Source organism: Paenibacillus flagellatus (genome assembly GCF_003217775.1).
In the GTDB taxonomy this organism is placed as follows: domain Bacteria; phylum Bacillota; class Bacilli; order Paenibacillales; family NBRC-103111; genus Paenibacillus_AB; species Paenibacillus_AB flagellatus.
The window spans coordinates 439,424-456,268 of the sequence record NZ_QJVJ01000004.1 but is presented as its reverse complement, the minus strand read 5'-3'; the positions used below and the strand labels follow the sequence as shown (position 1 = coordinate 456,268).

Sequence of the window (16,845 nt, the reverse complement as noted above, 5' to 3'; positions counted from 1 at the left end):
GCGGAGGGATTCGACATGGCTTCCCGAAAACAAGATCGAGCGCGAATCCGACGTTTGGATCGTCAGGCGCCGCTACCCGTCTCGATCCGCAGCGGCGGCTCGGCGTCGGCCGGACGTGCGGCGATGGAGGCGGGACGGTTCGCCGCGGACATCATGGGCAAGTACGGCTTTACGCGCGACGGCCGCTGGGGTCGTCTGTCGCTCGTATTCAAGCTTCAGCGCGAGCTGGTCGCGCAAGCGATGCGCGGCGGCAAAGGCGGCGACGTCATGACGGTGCAATGGCTGACCCGGCTGCAGCAGCTGCAGCAGGCGATGGCCGCAACGCCGCCGGAACGAATTGCGGTTCGCGAAACGGTCCGGCTGACCGAACGCGTCGTGACGGAGCGGCAGCTTGCCGGCCCGGGCACCCGCTCGGACAATCGGACGGATGCTCCTCCGGATGCGAAGGCGGCCGCCGGGAAACCGGATTCGGCCGATGGCGGGAAGCGCGCGGCGGACAACGGGTCCGAAGGCGGACGCGGGCGGCGAAAGCGGGGCGCCGGGAAGGAACGGGAGCCGGAACCGAAGACGAGGCCGAATAAACAGGCCATCGAAGAAAGCGAAGCCGGAGCGAGTGCGGGAGCGGGCGCCCCGGAGTCGGGCGGATCGAAGCCGGCGGACGGAAAGCCGGGACGACGGCGAGGGAAGCGCGAAACGGGAGGGCGCCAGGCAGACGCGGCGAAAGCCGACGATACCGGAATCGGCGGGACCCGATCGGACGAAACAAACCGTCCCGTATCCGCAGCGGTCGTCCGGTTGAAGCCGGTCCGTTACCCGGTTTACGGAGACGGATGGGCGGGAAGCCGCGAAGACGGAACGAGTCAAGCGAGTTTCGGGAGCGGGAACGCGCCGGGGCAACAACGGCTGTTGATTCATCGCAACCGGTACCGGACGCCCTTTATCCGCAACCGGACTTTTCTGAACAGCATCGTCGATCCGCATGCGCAAACGTTCGCGCATGCGAGCAAGAACCACGGAATCGAGCTTTTGGCGACCCAGGGCAAGCAAACGGGCGCGTCCGTTCGCACGATCGAGGCGGGCGCGGCGTCAACCAACGAAATCGGCGCGGGACATTCCGGCGAAGACGGACGGCGGCGGCAGCGGGCAGCGGGAAACGCGGTCCGGGAGCAAGCGGGCGCGTCCGTTCGATCGCGGGAACCGATCCCGCTGACATATACGGCAACGGCTCGGACGATGTTGCGATTCGGCGCATCGTTCGCGCCGGCAAGGCCGGATCAGGAACCGTTTTCCGGGGACGGGGGGCCAACCGGCGCTTCGGGAGAACGGGAGAGGAAGGAACGGGCCGCGCGGCGGATGTTTTGGGGTTCGCTTCGCCACGCTCCGCGAAGCGGAGATGAAGCGGGCCGACGGGAACGAGGGCATCGGCTCGGCGCGGAAGGCGTAGGGCCGATACGGCTGCGGCCGGAAGGGGTGACCCAAGCTTCGCGGCATCTGGTTCATCGGCCGTACGTCCCGCAGACGCTCCGGCTCGCGCTCGGACGGTATGCGGAGCCGGCCGGTACGCCGCATGCGGCGATGCAGGCGGCCCGCACGGAACGGGCGGGCGCGGAGGAAGCGACGACGGCGTTCGTAAGGCGGCAGTCGGCCGCCGCTCCGGGGGAGCCGCTCCGCGAGGACGCGCCGCCCGAACGGCCTCAGGCGAATGCGTCCGTGCGGCGTATGGGCGCTTCGGCGGACCGATTCGCCGCTGCGGATGCTTCCGGGCGAAAAAAGCCGGAGGACGGCGGGGAAGCTTTTCCGCCGGCCGTTACGGGGATGCCGCTGCTGCGCGGCCGCGGACGAGGCGCGATTGTCCGACGCGCGGCGGCGAATGTCGGCGGACCGGACGGCGAACTTCCGCCGCCGCGCGCGCAGGCGTCGCTTCCGGAGCGGACGACGCGCCAAGCGCTCGCATTATGGAGTAGGCACGCGGAAGCGGCGGAGCGGCTTCTGTCGCGCGCCGGAGCCGCTCCGGACGAGCGGCCGGGCCCGACCGGGGCTTATACGGCGAGCGGAGCGGCGTTTCGTGGCCGGGCTGCGGGGCTGCGCCATGCGCCGAAGAGCGGCGGACAGACGGAACGGCTTTCTTATGCGGGGCGCGCCGACGGCCAGGCCGAGCCGGTTCGCCGGCTGCCGCCGGCATCGTCCGACAAGGGGGAGAATAACGAGGAAGCCCGCCCGAACCGACGGGGGAGAGCCGGCGAAGTACGAAGCCGGCCCGGGATGCCGGCGGCGAGGCCGACGATCCGGTCCGCGCGGACCGAGGCCGCAGTCGGCGGAGTGCCAGAGACGGCCGTATCGAATCCCGAACGAACCGGGAGTGGCCGTGAATCGGCGGCGCACGGACGGCGCGAGGGTTCATCTGCCCTAGGAGCGGAAGGGCGGCAAGCCGCGGCGAAGCTTTCGTCGGAGCCTTCCTTGGAGCGGGAGACGTCGGAGCTGCTGCGCTCGTTCGCGCTTCGGCGCGCGCTCGATCTGTCCGCAGCTGCGCCGGGCTTGTTCGGCGCGTCGGACGAGGGCGGGGCGGACGCTCGCGATAACGGCGGCGCCACGCTTCGGCTGACGCTCCGACGCGGCGCGGCAATAAGCGCCGAAGCCGGAGCGGAGCCGAACGAAGCCGCGCGGACGGGACGGCGGACGAAACGGGCGTACAGCCAAGAAGCGGACGCTCCGGCGGACTCGGCGCCCGACGCCGCAGTCGTCCCGCCTCCGCTCCGGCGAAGCGCGGAAACGGCGGAACGTCTCGACGCACGGGCCTATCGCGTTCGGACGGCGGCCGGAAACGCAACGGGGCGCTTGCCCGCGGGCCCGTGGGAAGCGAGCGCGCGCGGCATCCCGCCGGCGGTGTCGAGGCTCGCCGCGCGTCTGCTCGAGCATGCGAATATGAGGGTGACGAGCTCGCGTCTGGCGGGCACGGGGTTGCAGGCGTCAACGCTCGTGCGGGGGCGGTCGGCGCCGGTCGGCAACGGATCGGACGGCAACTCGCTTTACGGACTCGGAATGAACGGCGATCGGCGCGGGGCTTCGGCCGGTAGTGCCGAAGCGATGCGGGGCCCAGGACCGACGAACGCCCGGTCCTTCCTTCGCAGAAGCTGGGGGCGGCAACACGTTTCCGACGGAGCCGCCAAGAGTATGACATTCGGCGCGGAGGGGGCGCCTCTCGGCACGGTCGGCCGATTCCTCGCAGTTGAGCCGCCGCTAGTGCCGGACCGCGCGTTTCCGGCCGGGCGACCCGGCTTCGGCGAGGAGCCGCCGGCGACGGCGGCTCTCGGTCACCGGCTTGGCCGAAGCGGTCGGGGCCTGTCCGCCGGCCCGGCCCCGACCGCTTCGGCCGTCCGCGAAGGGAACCGCGCGGCGGGCGGCGACCCCGGCGGCGAGCCGGAAGCGGCGCGAGCGCCGGCCCGAGCGGCCGGGCAAGCGTCCGCGGCCGTCGTCCTGCGCCGCCGCCCGGCGGGCCGGGCCGAGCCTGCGCCGCCCGAAGCGGGCGTCCCGGCGCGCGGGCCGATCGGCCGCGTCCCGCTGCGGGCGGCGTCGCCGTTCGCGGCGGACGGCCTGCGACCGCACGGGGCGCTCGCGACCGCGGCGCCAAGCCCGGCGCCGGCCGCCGGCCGGGGCGCGGACGCGATGCCGCCCCGCCGGACGGCGGCGGTCCGGTTCGCGCACGCGGACGGCCGTGCGCACGCCGACGCCGGCGATGGCGGCGCCGCCGGCGCCTTTGCCGCAGCGGCCGCTCCGGCGCGGGCACGCGCGGGCGAGGCGGACGTCGCGTCGGCGGGGCGCCCGTGGGCGTCCGCAAGCGCAAGCGCGACGGTATACCGCCGCTTCCGCGACGATTGGACCCGGACGGAGCTTGCGCGGCTGTCCGCCGGATCGGCGCGCGGAAGCGGAGAGGGCGCTTCGCGCGCCCTCGGCCGCGCAGGCATCGGCGCCGCCGGCATCGCGCCGCGAAGCGTCGCGGCCCCCGCCGGACCGGCGGGGCCGTCGCTCGCGCGGACGCTCCGCGAGACGGTCCGGACGATGCGCAGCGTCATCGTCCGCACGCCCGGCGCGGAGCGCCCGGCCGGCGCCGCCCCGCGGGCGGCCGCGCTCGCGGCAGCGCCGGCGACGCTGCGGCTGCGCCGCGAGCCGCCGGGCGCCGTGCCGGGCGCCGCAGCCGCATGGCGGCCCGCCGTGCCGGGCGGCGGCGAGCCGCTGGCCGCGCTGCGGCCGGCGCTTCCGCCGACGGCGGCGCTCGCCTTGGCGCTGCCGGCGCACGGCCGCCCGCCGCTCGCGGCCGGCACAGCCGGAGCGGCCGCCGGTGCGGCGGCGCTCGAGCATAAGCAGCCGGCCGCCTCGGCGGCGCCGAGCGCGCTCGCCGACGAGCCGGCCGAGCTCGACTTCCGGCGCGCCGCCGCAAGGACGGATGCGCCGGCCGCCGCGGCCGTTCCGGAGACGTCCGCGGCCTCCATCGACATGGCCGAGCTGCAGGAAATGGTCAAGAAGCTGCCGCAATTCGACATCAAGAAAATCGCCGACCGCGTCTATCGCGAGATCGAGCGGAAGCTCAAGTTCGACCGGCAGACGCGAGGCTTGTAAAACCGAAAGGCGGGGGTGCCAGTGCCGCTCAAAAAAGCGATGATCATCGTGGACCGGGGCAACAGCAAGGAAAACGTCGAGGTGCTGTTCAACCCGAGCGAATATTCGTTGGATTCGAGCAACAAGTACGACTGGGAAAACGTACCGGGCTTGTCGATGCCGGTCGGCCAGTTCGTCAGCGGCAATACGACGACGCTGTCGCTGGACCTGTTCTTCGACACGTACGAGAAAGGAACGGACGTCCGCGACTATACGAAAAAAATTTCCGGCCTGCTCGACGTGGAAAAGGAGCTGCACGCTCCGCCCGTCTGCCGTTTCGTGTGGGGCTCGATCGATTTCAAGGGCGTCGTCGAGAAGGTGACGCAATCGTTCACGATGTTTCTCGAATCCGGCATTCCGGTGCGCGCGAAGCTGAAGGTGTCGTTCCGCTCGTGGTACACGAAGGAGGAGCAGCTCCAGAACATTCCGCGCCATTCCGCCGACCGGACGAAGCAGACGACGCTCAAGCAGGGCGACGAGCTGTGGATGATCGCCGCCCACGAATACCAGGATCCCGGCTTGTGGCGGGAAATCGCCAAGGCGAACCGGATCGACAATCCGGCCCGGCTGCAAACCGGCAGACGAATAATCGTTCCGAGGTTGGACTAAGACGATGGCGCAGCTGGAATTGAGTACCGATTCGTTCACCTACGCCGATTTGGCCAAAACCTATAAAAACTTTTTCGCGCCCGCGGCCGAAATTACGGTCAACGGCAACAAAATTCCGGACGGCATCCCGGTCTCCTTCGTACGCGTCGACACGACGGTCGAGCCGACCGCGGACTCGTTCGCGATCCGGATTTCGAACGCCTTCGACTGGCAGAAAAGCGAGTGGAACTGGCTCGACTTGTTCGCCGTCGGCACGCCGATCGACATCAAGCTCGGCTACGTCGACAAGTTCGCCCCGGTATTCAGCGGCTACATCACCTCGGTGACCGTCGAATTTCAAGAGGGGGAGGGTGCCGTCCTGCTCGTCAGGGGGATGGACCTCAGCTTCTTCATGATGAAAGGGACGCGAATGCAGACGTGGAACGAGAAAAAATACAGCGACATCGTCAAGGAGATCGCTTCCCGGCATAAAGCGACACCCCATGTGGACGACACGCCCGACAAGCTGCCGACGATCTCGCAAAACATGATGGACGATTTTCATTTCGTCCAGCATTTGGCCCGACTGATGAACTACGACTTTTTCGTCGTCGGCAAGCATCTGTACTTCCGCAAGCCGCTCACCCAGACGACGCCCGTCGTCACGCTCAAATGGGGATCGGAGCTGCGCTCGCTGTCCATCGAGCACAATTTGGCCGAGCAGCTGACCGCGGTCAAAATCCGCCATTGGGACGACAAGGACCAAAAAGTGGCTACGGGCGAGGCGGGCGCCATTACGAAGCTCGGCTCCAATTCGAAAACCGGCAAGGACGTGCTGGCCGCCATCGGCGACTATACCGAAACGCTGTACATGAACGCCAGCTCGGCGGACGAAGCGAAAAATTACGCGACCGCCTATCTGGCCAACCGGGCGATGAAGCTCGTCAGCGGCACGGGCGAATGCAACGGCATACCGGAATTGCGGGCGGGCCGCTACTTGAAGCTGGACGGGGCGGGCGCCAAATTCAACCAGCCGTATTATTTGACGTCGGTCAGCCACATGCTCGATTCGGACGGCTACATCACGCGATTCAAGCTGGGAGGAAACGCCATATGATGGAATTTCCCTCGGACCGGATGTCCGACGCGCTCAACCCGCGCATCGACGGCGTCATGATCGGCATCGTCACCAACAACAACGATCCCGACAAGCTCGGCCGGGTCAAGCTGCACTTGCCGCTGCACGACGAGAAGGCGGAAACCGATTGGGTGCGCATCGCCACGATGATGGCGGGCAAGGAGATGGGCAGCCTGTTCATCCCCGAGGTCGGCGACGAGGTGCTCGTCGCGTTCCATTTGGGCCAAATCCGCTACCCGATCGTCATCGGCATGCTGTGGAACAACAAGCAGACGCCGCCTCCGTTCGCGGACAAAAACGACGAGCGCAAAATCGTTTCGCGTTCCGGCAACACGATCGTATTCAACGACAAATCCGGCGAAGAGACGATTACGGTGAAGACGAAAAAAGGGCAGACGGTCGTTCTGGCCGACAAGGACGATTCGCTCAAAATCGCCGACCAGAGCGGCAACAATACGATATTGATCAAGGGCGGCTCGGCGAACGAAATTTCGATCACGAGCGGCTCGACGAAAATAACGATCGACGCGAAAGGCAGCGTCGCCATCGAAAGCGCGAAGGAAGTCAAAATCAAGTCGACGCAGGTGAACATCGAGGCGTCGGCGACGATGGCGCTCAAGGCGGGCGCCTCGCTCGACTTGAAGTCGGACGGCGTGATCAACATCAAAGGAACGTTGGTCAAAATCAACTAGGAAGCGCGGTGCCGGACGCATCCGGCGTCGCTTCGCGGAAGGAGCGTCAAAGCGAGTGTCTAGCGAATTTTTGGGGCGGGGGTGGAAGTTCCCGGTTCAAGTCGACCCGGCGACGGGCCGCATCCGAATGTCCGAATACGAGGACGACATCGCGGAAGCGATCCGCATCATTCTCGGCACGACGCAGGGAGAACGGGTCATGCGGCCGAGGTTCGGCTGCGGCGTGCGCGAATTCGCGTTCGGCCCGACGGACGACACGACGCTGCGGCTGCTCGAGGGCGACATTCGCGAGGCGATCCGCGTCTGGGAGCCGCGCGTCGAGGACGTGGACGTCGCCGCCATACCGGACCGCGACAACCCGGGTAAAGTTCAAGTCCGCGTCCGGTACGTCGTGCGGACGACGAACAACCTGTTCAACCAAGTATACCCGTTCTACCTGTACGAGGGTACGACTTAACGATACATAACCGAACGGAGAGGAGGTGGCATCGTCGTGAACCCTCCGCAGCTCGACGCGCGCACGATGGCGGATCTGGTCGCCCGCATGAAGGAGCTGGCGCCTTATTATACGCCGGAATGGAGATTCAATCCGGATGATCCGGATCCCGGAACGGCGCTGTTTTTGCTGTTCGCGGACATGTACCACGAAAACGTCAAACGGCTGAACCGGGTTCCGGCGAAAAACCTCGTCGCCTTCCTGAACCTGTTCGACGTGTCGCTGCTGCCGGCCCGGCCGTCGGCCGGCTACGTCACGTTCTCGCTGAACGAGGGGACGCGCGAGCCTGTCGTCATTCCGGCCGGAACGCGCATCAACTCGAGCGGACCGGACGGCGACATTCCGTTCGAGACGGAGCGGACCGTCCTGCTGACGCCGGCGCGGCTTCATGCGGCGTTTTTGGCGAGCAAGACGCACGACGCGATTATACGGCTCCCGCAGCCGTTATTGGCCGATGCCGCCTCCGGGCTGGCGGAGCCGACCCCGCTGTTTCGGATCGCCGGCGCGGACAACTTGCAGGTGCACGCCTTCTATTTGGCGCACGACCTGCTGTTCACCGTTTACGAGACGGCGGTCATCGAGGTGGAGATCGGCAACGCCGCCCGGCGCTTCGACGAGACGGGCATGAGCAGCCTGCTTGCGGACCCGTCGCTGACGGAATGGCTGTATGCCGCCGCGGAAGGATGGGTGCCGTTCGACCGGGTGCACGCCCGGAACAACCGGATCGTATTGACGAAGTCGACGCCGGGAGAACTGGCGGAGCGCGAAGTGAACGGGACGACCGGCCGATGGATCCAATGCCGGCTGAAGCCGCGCGAGCCGGGCGCCCGGTCGCTTGCCGACGGCGGCATCGCGGTCGACCGCCTGGCGGTGAAGACCGACTATCTCGACGTGTCGGACCGGGGAGGCTTGACGCCGGACCTGATGTTTTACAACGACCTCCAGGCCGACCCGGACGGCTTTTATCCGTTCGGCGACCAGTTTGCGCAGTACGGCTCCTTTTACGTGGCGAGCCGGGAGGCGCTTACGAAGCGGGACGGCCGCATCGCGATCGATTTTACGCTGAAGGCGATCGAGAACCGGTTTTTGCCCGAGCAGGAGCCGAATATCGACTGGAAGCCGATCATGCGGAAGGCGCAGTTCGAAAGACCGGATCCGCCGAAGGTGTCGATCGCGCAAGTCGTTTGGGAATATTGGAACGGCGGCTCCTGGGTGCGGCTCGAAGCCGGCAAGGCGGCGGAAAAGCTGTTCTACCATCCCGGGAACGAAGGGAAGCGGCGGCGGCTCGCGTTCCGCTGCCCGAACGACTTGGAGCCGGTATACGTGAACGGCCACGCCAATTACTGGATTCGCGGGCGCATCGTACAAATCGAGAACGCGTACGCCCCGATGCCGGTTTATTTGTCCCCGTGGATGGAGGATGTCCGGATCCGGTACGAATTCGACGGAGACGGCGCTTACGCGCCCGACCGGTGCGTGACGCTCAACAATACGGTGTACGAGGACCGGACGCGGCACAGCCGCTCCGAGCTCGGCGGGTTCGAGCCGTTCGCGCCGATCGACGGACGCCATCCGACGCTGTACGTCGGCTTCGACCGGCCGCCGGTGCGCGGGCCGCTCTCGATCTACGCGTCGATCGTTCCGCAGCGGACGAAGGGCGAATCGCCGCCCTGGCTGGAATGGGAATATTTGCGGACGCCGGCGACGCCCGGGGCCGTCAAGCCGGAATGGGCGCCGCTCAAGCTGATCGACGGGACGAAAGGGTTGACGGAAAGCGGCACGCTGCAGTTCGCCGGTCCCGGCGATTTCGCGGCGCATTCCGTGTTCGGCGTCGAAGGCTGCTGGATCCGGGCGGTCAACCGCGACGACCGGTACGACGATCTCGCCGGCACGGCTTCGCTGCCGAAGGCGCGCGGACTCTTGATCAATACCGTCCGGGCGGTGCAGCAGGAATCGGTTGCGGCGGAATACCCGGAGAGCCGGGAGGCGGACGGCGGGGCGTATCAGCTTGCCGGCCGCAATATCGTGTCCGAGGAAGTGTGGGTGGACGAGACGGGGCGCGCGACCGAGGAGGACGTCGCCGCCTTCGAGGAGGCGGGCGCGCCTCCGTACGAGGCGATTCGCGACAGCGACGGCCATCTGCAGAAGCTGTGGGTGCGTTGGAGCGAAACGGCCCATTTCGCCGATTCCGGAGCGAAAGACCGCCACTATGCGATCGATCGCACGTTCGGCCGGATTCGGTTCGGAGACGGCATTCACGGCATGGAGCCGCCGCAGGACGGGCTGGAGAAGGTGCGAGTCTCCTATCGGGTTACGCTCGGACGGCGAGGCAATACGGCGGCGGGCACGATCGCGTCGCTGCAAAATTCGATCGCCTTCGTCGGCGGTGTGACCAATGTCGAGCCGGCGGCCGGCGGCTGCGATCCGGAGACGACGGATTCGGCGGTCCAACGGGGGCCGCACGTGCTGAAGCACCGCGGCCGGGCCGTAACGGTGGAAGATTACGAATGGCTGGCGCGGGAAGCGTATCCGAACATCGCCAAAGTGAAATGCATGGCGAACCGCAATGCGCGGATGGAGAAGCAGCCGGGCTCGATGACGCTGGTCGTGCTGCCCAAGGAAGGAAGGGCCGGCTTGCCGGCTTTCCCGGAGCTCAAGCGGAAGGTCGAGTCGTATTTGCTGCAGCGCGCCTCCGGGCTCGTCGCTTGGCCGGAAAACATTCGGGCCGTGCCGCCGGTGTTCCTTGAAATATCGGTCGCGGCGGTCGTGACGGTGGAGCAGCTGGACGAGGTGCTGCCGGTCGAGCTGGAGGCGATCCGCAAGCTGGAACGGTTTCTCGACCCGCTGACCGGCAACTTCGACGGCAAAGGATGGGACATCGGACAGACGGTGCACCCTTCCGTCTTTTACGCGCTGCTGAAGACGATCCGCCCGATTCAATACGTGGAGAAGCTGTACATGACCGTCCATTTGCTGGAGGACGACCGCCGAACCGAAATCGACGGCAACCGGCCGCTGCACATCCCGCACGGGGTCATCGCCGGCGGCAAGCATAAAGTGACGGTACGCGCGCTCTGATGAGAATCATCACTTTGGCCGCCAAGGCTGCGAAGGAGAGGTGAAGACGATGCTGCCGTTGCCCGATTTGGACGACCGCATGTACGAGCAAATGGTCCGGGAAGCCCGCCAGGCGATCCCGAAGCTGCTTCCGCAATGGACCGACGAGAACGCCCACGATCCCGGCATGACGATGATCGAGCTGCTGGCTTGGATGACCGAGATGCAGCAATATTACTTGAACCGGATTACGGCGAAAAACGAGCTGAAGTTTTTGAAGCTGCTCGGCGCAAGCCCCCGGGAGGCGTTATCCGCGACGTGCGAGGTGGCGTTTACCGGGACGGACCGGCCGCTTACGATTCCTCGCGGCACGCCGATGCGGGCGTACGACCAGACGTTCGAGACGGACGAGACGCTGCGGCTCGTGCCGGCGTCGCTGGAAAAGGTGATCGTCCGCACGGCGACGGCGGTCGGCGATTTCACCTCGAACTTGAAATCCGGCATCGCCTTCTACGCGTTCGGTCCGGAGGCGGCCCGGGGGAGCCGGCTGTTCATCGGCTTCGACCGGGAGCTGCCGCAGAATACGGACATCGTCCTGTCGATCCGGCTGTCCGAGCGGTATCCCGTTCCCGTCGGACGGGGCGGAGACGTCTACGGCTCCGAGGAGCCGCCCGAGCCGATCGCGACCTCGGCCGTATCGTGGACGTATGCGTGCGACCGGGAGGAAGGGGAAAGCTGGGCGCCGGTCGAAACCGTATCCGACACGACCTCCCAGCTGTCCCGGTCGGGACGGCTGACGTTCCGGGTAACGGGTCCGATGAGGCCGCTCGCGATGTATCCGGCGGACGACCGGAAGCGGTACTGGATATGCTGCTCGCTCGACCGTGAAGGCTACGAGCTGTCGCCCAAGCTGGACAGCTTGTGCATGAATGCGGTACGGGCGGTGGAACGGCGCACGTACAGCGAGTTCGCCCTTTTCCACTCGAACGGAGAGCCGGGTCTCGTATGCGAAATGAGCGGATATTGGGCTTACGCGGGCAAGCTGACCGTCCAAGTGCGCGACGATCGGGACCGATGGCGGGATTGGCAAATCGTGCCCGGCCTGGATCGCTGCGGGCCGGACGACGCCTGCTGCGCCGCCGAGCGCGACCTTGCCGCCCGCTCCGTCCGCATCCGCTTCGGCGACGGTACGAACGGACGCATCCCGCAGCCCGGCCGCGACCGGATCCGGATCGTCGCGATCGATCCGGAGGAGGAGGCGCGCCTGTGGGTCGGGCGAAGCGACGGGCTGCCGGAGCAGCAGTTCGACCTCTCCCGGTCGGGTCCGTTCCGGAAGCGGGATATGGTGCTGCAAGTGGCCGTTCCCGTCGCGGGGACGGGGGAGCGCAGCTGGGAAGACTGGGAGCGGGTCGACGATTTCGACCGTTCGCTCCCGACCGACCGGCATTACGTGTATGACCGGACCGAAGGCTTGCTCCGGTTCGGCAACAACGAGCAGGGCCGCATTCCCGCCAAATCGGACGTCCCGAACATCCGCTTCGTCTCGCTGACGGCGGGCGGCGGCCAACGGGGGAACGTGAAAGTCGGCATGGTCGACACGATCGCCGCCGACGTCCCCGAATGGGCCGGACTGAAGGTCGCGAATGCGGCGGCCGCGACCGGCGGCGCCGAGGAGGAGACGATCGAGGAAGCGAAGCTTCGGGTGCAGCGCGAGCTGAGCGCCCCGACCCGGGCCGTGACGGTCGAGGATTACGAAGCGATCGCCCGCGATACGCCCGGTTTGCGCGTCGCCCGCGTGAAGGCGATTCCGCTGTACCGGCCCGGCATGAAAGATTATCCGCGGGAAAAGGCGGCGGGACAAATGACCGTCGTCGTCGTGCCGTACAGCGAACGGGAGAAGCCGACCGCCGGTCCCGGCTTCCTCGAGACGGTGCGCCGGCATCTCGATCGGCACCGCCTGCTTGCGACCGAGCTTCATGTCATCCCGGCCGCCTATATCAAAATTACGGTGCACGCCGTCGTCGTCGTCGAGCCGGAACGCAAAGAGGACGGGGCCGCCATAGCCGGCGTGCTCCGGCGGCTGCTTCGGCCGATCGGGCACGGTGAAAGCGAAGACGAAGGCTGGCGCTTCGGGCGCTCCGTCCACAAGGGCGACATTTACGGGGCGATCAGCAAGCTGAAGGGCGTCGTCTATGTGCAGGATTTGTGGATCGACGCCGAAGGGCCGTCGGTTCGAAAGGACGGCGGCGGCGACATCCATCTCCCGCCGTTCGGGCTCGTCTACTCGGGCGAGCACGAAATCGAGCTGATCGGCGTGACCGATTTGTAACCGCCATGCGGCCATACGGACAGGGGGGAAACCGATGCAGCGGCCGGCTCGATTTTTTTCATTTAACAAGCCGTCGGACTGGGAAGCCGGTTCCTCGGCCAACTTGACCGTTCGCGAGGACGGCGTCACCGTTAGCCGAACGGAGAAATATTCGCTTTACCGGATCGTGCATGCCGCCGACATCGACGGGGCCGACGCCGTCGCCGATTTTGCCGTCGGTCCCGGCAGCAAGCTGTACGTGCTGGATGCGCGGGCGAGCCTGTGGGTGCACGATTACGAAAACCGGCACTCCGAGCCGCTATATTCGCCCGGACACCGACTGTTCTCGCACCGGGCGCTGCTGGCGTCGCGCGGCGATGCGCTTTATATCGCCGATCCCGTCGGAGAGCGGCGCGTCTTTTCCGTCTCCCCCTCGAACGGCCAGCTGCTGTGGGCGGCTCAGGAATGGAACGGGCTCGAGCTGTTCCCGCTCGCGACGGCGGCGGACGCCGGACGGAACCTGTATACGGTCGTGCCGCTCGATTGCGAAGTCGGACCGCTCGGCCATCCGGAGGTGCCGCAGGGCGGCCGGATCGTCATTTTGCAATGGAGCCCTTCCGGAGAAGTGACGCAGCTGTACGAGCACGATTCGCTTCGGCTCGAGCAGCCTTGCGCGGTTCACGCCCTGCGCGGCCGGTTTTATGTGACGGCGGCGGAGCCGGGAAGCCCGGTGCTGCTCGATGCGGCGACCGGGACGACGATCGCGTTCCGGCCCGACGGAGCGGCCCGGGCGGCTTTCGGGCTGGCCCCGGAGGCCGGCAAACCGGCCGGGCTGTCGACGGGCGGCGGAGGCGTGCTGTACATAGGGGATTCGAGTCCGGGCAACGCTCGGGACGAGCGATTTATTTTGCAATATACGATGCAGGGCGAGCTGACGGCCAAAGTGTCCGGCTACCGCGAGAGGGCCGACAAGCTGCTGCACGACGACCGGGGCCGGATGTACGTGCTGGATGCGGAGCAGGGCGCGATCGCGCTTCTCGAGCTGCAATCCCGGGTGAACGCCTCGGCCGAAACCGGGCTGCCGGAAGGATGGTATTGGTCGGGCGAGTTGGACAGCGCGGAGGACGAGACGGAGTGGCACAAAATCGAGCTGCTGGCGGACATCCCGGAGGAGACGCAGCTTCGCGTATCGTATTTCGCCACGGACGAGACGTTCGGCGTGCTGGGCGGGCGGGTCGTCGATTACTCGGACTATTTCGCCGATCCGGACGTGCCGAACGAGCGCAAATGGCGGGAGAGCGCGCACCTGTGGTCCGAGCCGATCGTCAATCCGAAGGACGCCCTGCTTCCGAACGCCAAAGGCCGGTATTTGCGCCTGCGGATCGAATGGGTCGGCAGCGACCGGACGGCGCCGACGATACGCCGGATGCGGGTGTTTTTTCCCCGGCAGTCGCCGATCGTCCATTTGCCGTCCATCTATCAGGAGGATCCGGACGGAACCCGATTTTTGGAACGGTTTCTCGCCTTGTTCGGTTCCTTCCTCGCGGAAATGGAGGAGAAGATCGACAAGGTCAGCTCGAATTTCGACGCGGATGCGGTCGCCGGTCGTTACTTGAGCTGGCTCGGCGGCTGGCTGGCGCTCGACGTCGCGGACGGCTGGGAGGAGCACAAGCTGCGGACGCTGCTGAAGCGGGCGCCCGAGCTGTATAAGCTTCGCGGCACGAGGCAAGGTCTGGCGCGGATGCTGCATTTGTATACCGGCGTGGAGCCATATATCGTCGAGCACCATCAGTTGAAAACGATGCAGGAGACGTCGGAGCTTCGCCTCATGTTCCAGCGGCTGTACGGCGACGATCCGTATACGTTCTGCGTCATGCTGCCGCCGGAATGCGTCCGCACCGACAAGCAGCGGCTGATGGTCGAGCGGATCATCGAGGATCAGAAGCCCGCCTACGCCGAAGGCAAGCTCGTCGTGCTGCAGCCGTGGATGCATGCGGACATGCACACGTACCTGGGCATCAATACGGTGCTGTCGGAGCCGACGCTGCTGACGCTCGACGAGCAATCGTCAATGCCGCACCATACGGTGCTGATCGACGTGGACCGGGACAAACGGATCGATATCCATACCCGTCTCGAGCTGGATTCGGAATTGGAATAACCGAAGGGAAGGGGATCCCATGAAAAAATCGCGGTATTATCCGTTCGAGCGAAACCGGTATTTTTATGGCAAGCTGTTGACCGTACGGGATTTCGAATCGGAGCAAAAATATTTCAACGACAAGCGCCGCATGATGAACCGGCTTCTGTTCGGAAGCGGCGTCGTGACGGGGCTGCAGGTTATCGCCGTCGACGACAAGTCTGTTTCGGTGGAGATGGGCGTCGCGATCGACGCGCTCGGCCGCGAAATCGTCGTCCCCGCTCCGGTCACGCTGAAGCTGTCGATGATGGACGGGTTTACGAACAACGAATACGCCAAAAACGTCTATCTGTGCATCGCCTATGACGAGAAAGGCAAGGAGCCGGTTCACTCGATCGCCAACTCGACGGTCCGCTCGGACGAAGTCAGCGAATACAACCGGGTGCTCGAAAGCTACCGGCTATTCATCCGGGAGGAGGCGCCGGACCCGTCGTCTCTGCCGATGAGCGGGCTGACGGAGCAGACGGTCGTCCTGTACCAGGATGCGCAAGTCCGGGTGCTGCAGTCGACGCCGAAGTACGTCAATCCGGGCCAGACGTTCGAAGCGTCGATCCGGATCGAGAAGACTCTGCAGGCGGGCAAAATCGAGCTGGAGTACGCGCTTGCGACGGAACGGCTCGAACCGCTCGAAGGCCGTACCGTCCGGTTCGTCGAGCCGCAGGACGCGCAGGAGACCGAATACGAGTTTCGGGTGACGCTTCGCGCGGACGGCATCGCCTCGGGCAAGGCGCACGTCGGCTTGCAGGCCGGCTCGGGCTTCCTGCGCGTCGGCGACAAGCAGACGGACGATTTGTCGCGGGATGCGGCGACGGTGCTCATTATTCCGGACCCGGTGCAGGAGCGGCTGATGGACGATTTTCTGAAGCAGCCGCTCGAGACGGCGCTCGATTCCCCGTCCGATCCGTGCTTGTACTTGGCCAAGATCGGCTTGCTGCAAATGGGGCCGACCTATGTCATCGAACGGGTGGAGCAGGTGCCGTTCGAGGAGTTCGTCTACAACCCGTCTGCCGCGTACCGGCTTGCGCTGGCGGACTCGCGGCGTCGGCGAAGCTCGCCGTCGGCTGCGGAACCGGCCGCGGTTGAAAAGCGGCCGGAGCCGCCGAAGCCGAACGAAGCGGATCGGCCCGCGGCGGGGGAGCCGGCCGAACGGTCCGCTTCTTCGATCCCCGGAGCGGCCGACATTCAATCCGGGTATGTCGACATCGCGGTGTCCCCGTTTGCGAAATCGGCGCTGTCGTTCGGCAAGGCGGTCAAAAGCTTCGTCTCGCCCGAAATCGAGCACGGTCTCGGGGGCGGCCACGTGCTGATCGTGACGAGCGTGGAGGAGCGTACGCCGGACGCGATCGCCGACATGCTGGACGGCGGACAGCGCGAATACTTCGGCTCGGCCGACGTATTCGCGGGCAGCGAGTACGAATCGACGCTGCCGGAGTACGAGCTCGGCGTCCTGTCGTATCCGCGGAAGGGGACGTTCCGCGTCGGCATCAAGCTGAGGCAAATCGGCGAGCCCCGAACCGTCCGCGTCCGCTGGTGGGCGTACCGCAACGGCCGGGAGCAGGAAGCGGACGACGACTGCTTGACCGGCGTCCCCGACGTTTCGTCGCGCGGCGAAGCGGCCGCAGGCGCGGAGAGAGCACCGGAGTGACGGCGGGGCGGCAGGGGCGCTTAACGGCCGTGCCGGACCCGATAGGCAAGACATTGCATGGCAAGAGA

Annotated in this window: 9 protein-coding genes; all 9 read left to right on the top strand. The window is 66.3% G+C overall.

Going from position 1 to position 16,845, the window contains the following annotated elements; translation table 11 throughout:
* Positions 1–15 precede the first annotated feature (15 nt).
* Genes DLM86_RS11710 through DLM86_RS11670 form a run of 9 tightly spaced genes read left to right on the top strand, consistent with a single transcriptional unit; the run spans position 16 to position 16,777 of the window.
* On the top strand, positions 16–4,614 hold the full coding sequence (locus DLM86_RS11710; RefSeq protein WP_110840177.1) for a hypothetical protein: 4,599 nt from the start codon (positions 16–18) through the stop codon (positions 4,612–4,614).
* A 21-nt stretch (positions 4,615–4,635) separates the two neighbouring features.
* Positions 4,636–5,262: a CIS tube protein gene (locus DLM86_RS11705; protein ID WP_211326510.1), complete on the top strand. Its 627-nt coding sequence runs from the start codon at positions 4,636–4,638 to the stop codon at positions 5,260–5,262.
* A gap of 4 nt (positions 5,263–5,266) precedes the next feature.
* A complete protein-coding gene (locus tag DLM86_RS11700; protein WP_110840176.1) occupies positions 5,267–6,358 on the top strand; it encodes a phage late control D family protein in 1,092 nt (363 codons plus the stop codon).
* Positions 6,355–7,071 carry a phage baseplate assembly protein V gene (locus tag DLM86_RS11695; RefSeq protein ID WP_110840175.1) on the top strand — a complete coding sequence of 239 codons (717 nt, stop codon included), beginning with the start codon at positions 6,355–6,357 and terminating at the stop codon, positions 7,069–7,071. The genes DLM86_RS11700 and DLM86_RS11695 overlap by 4 nt, the downstream gene beginning before the upstream one ends.
* Before the next feature lie 55 nt (positions 7,072–7,126).
* A complete protein-coding gene (locus DLM86_RS11690; RefSeq protein ID WP_110840174.1) occupies positions 7,127–7,528 on the top strand; it encodes a GPW/gp25 family protein in 402 nt (133 codons plus the stop codon).
* Positions 7,529–7,564: 36 nt separating this feature from the next.
* A complete protein-coding gene (locus tag DLM86_RS11685; RefSeq protein ID WP_110840173.1) occupies positions 7,565–10,645 on the top strand; it encodes a putative baseplate assembly protein in 3,081 nt (1,026 codons plus the stop codon).
* Positions 10,646–10,694: 49 nt separating this feature from the next.
* Positions 10,695–12,953 (top strand): putative baseplate assembly protein, encoded by a 2,259-nt coding sequence (locus DLM86_RS11680; RefSeq protein WP_110840172.1) that lies wholly within the window; start codon positions 10,695–10,697, stop codon positions 12,951–12,953.
* 34 nt (positions 12,954–12,987) lie between these two features.
* Positions 12,988–15,093 carry a phage tail protein gene (locus DLM86_RS11675; protein WP_110840171.1) on the top strand — a complete coding sequence of 702 codons (2,106 nt, stop codon included), beginning with the start codon at positions 12,988–12,990 and terminating at the stop codon, positions 15,091–15,093.
* A gap of 19 nt (positions 15,094–15,112) precedes the next feature.
* A complete protein-coding gene (locus DLM86_RS11670; RefSeq protein WP_110840170.1) occupies positions 15,113–16,777 on the top strand; it encodes a hypothetical protein in 1,665 nt (554 codons plus the stop codon).
* The last annotated feature ends 68 nt before the right edge of the window (positions 16,778–16,845 follow it).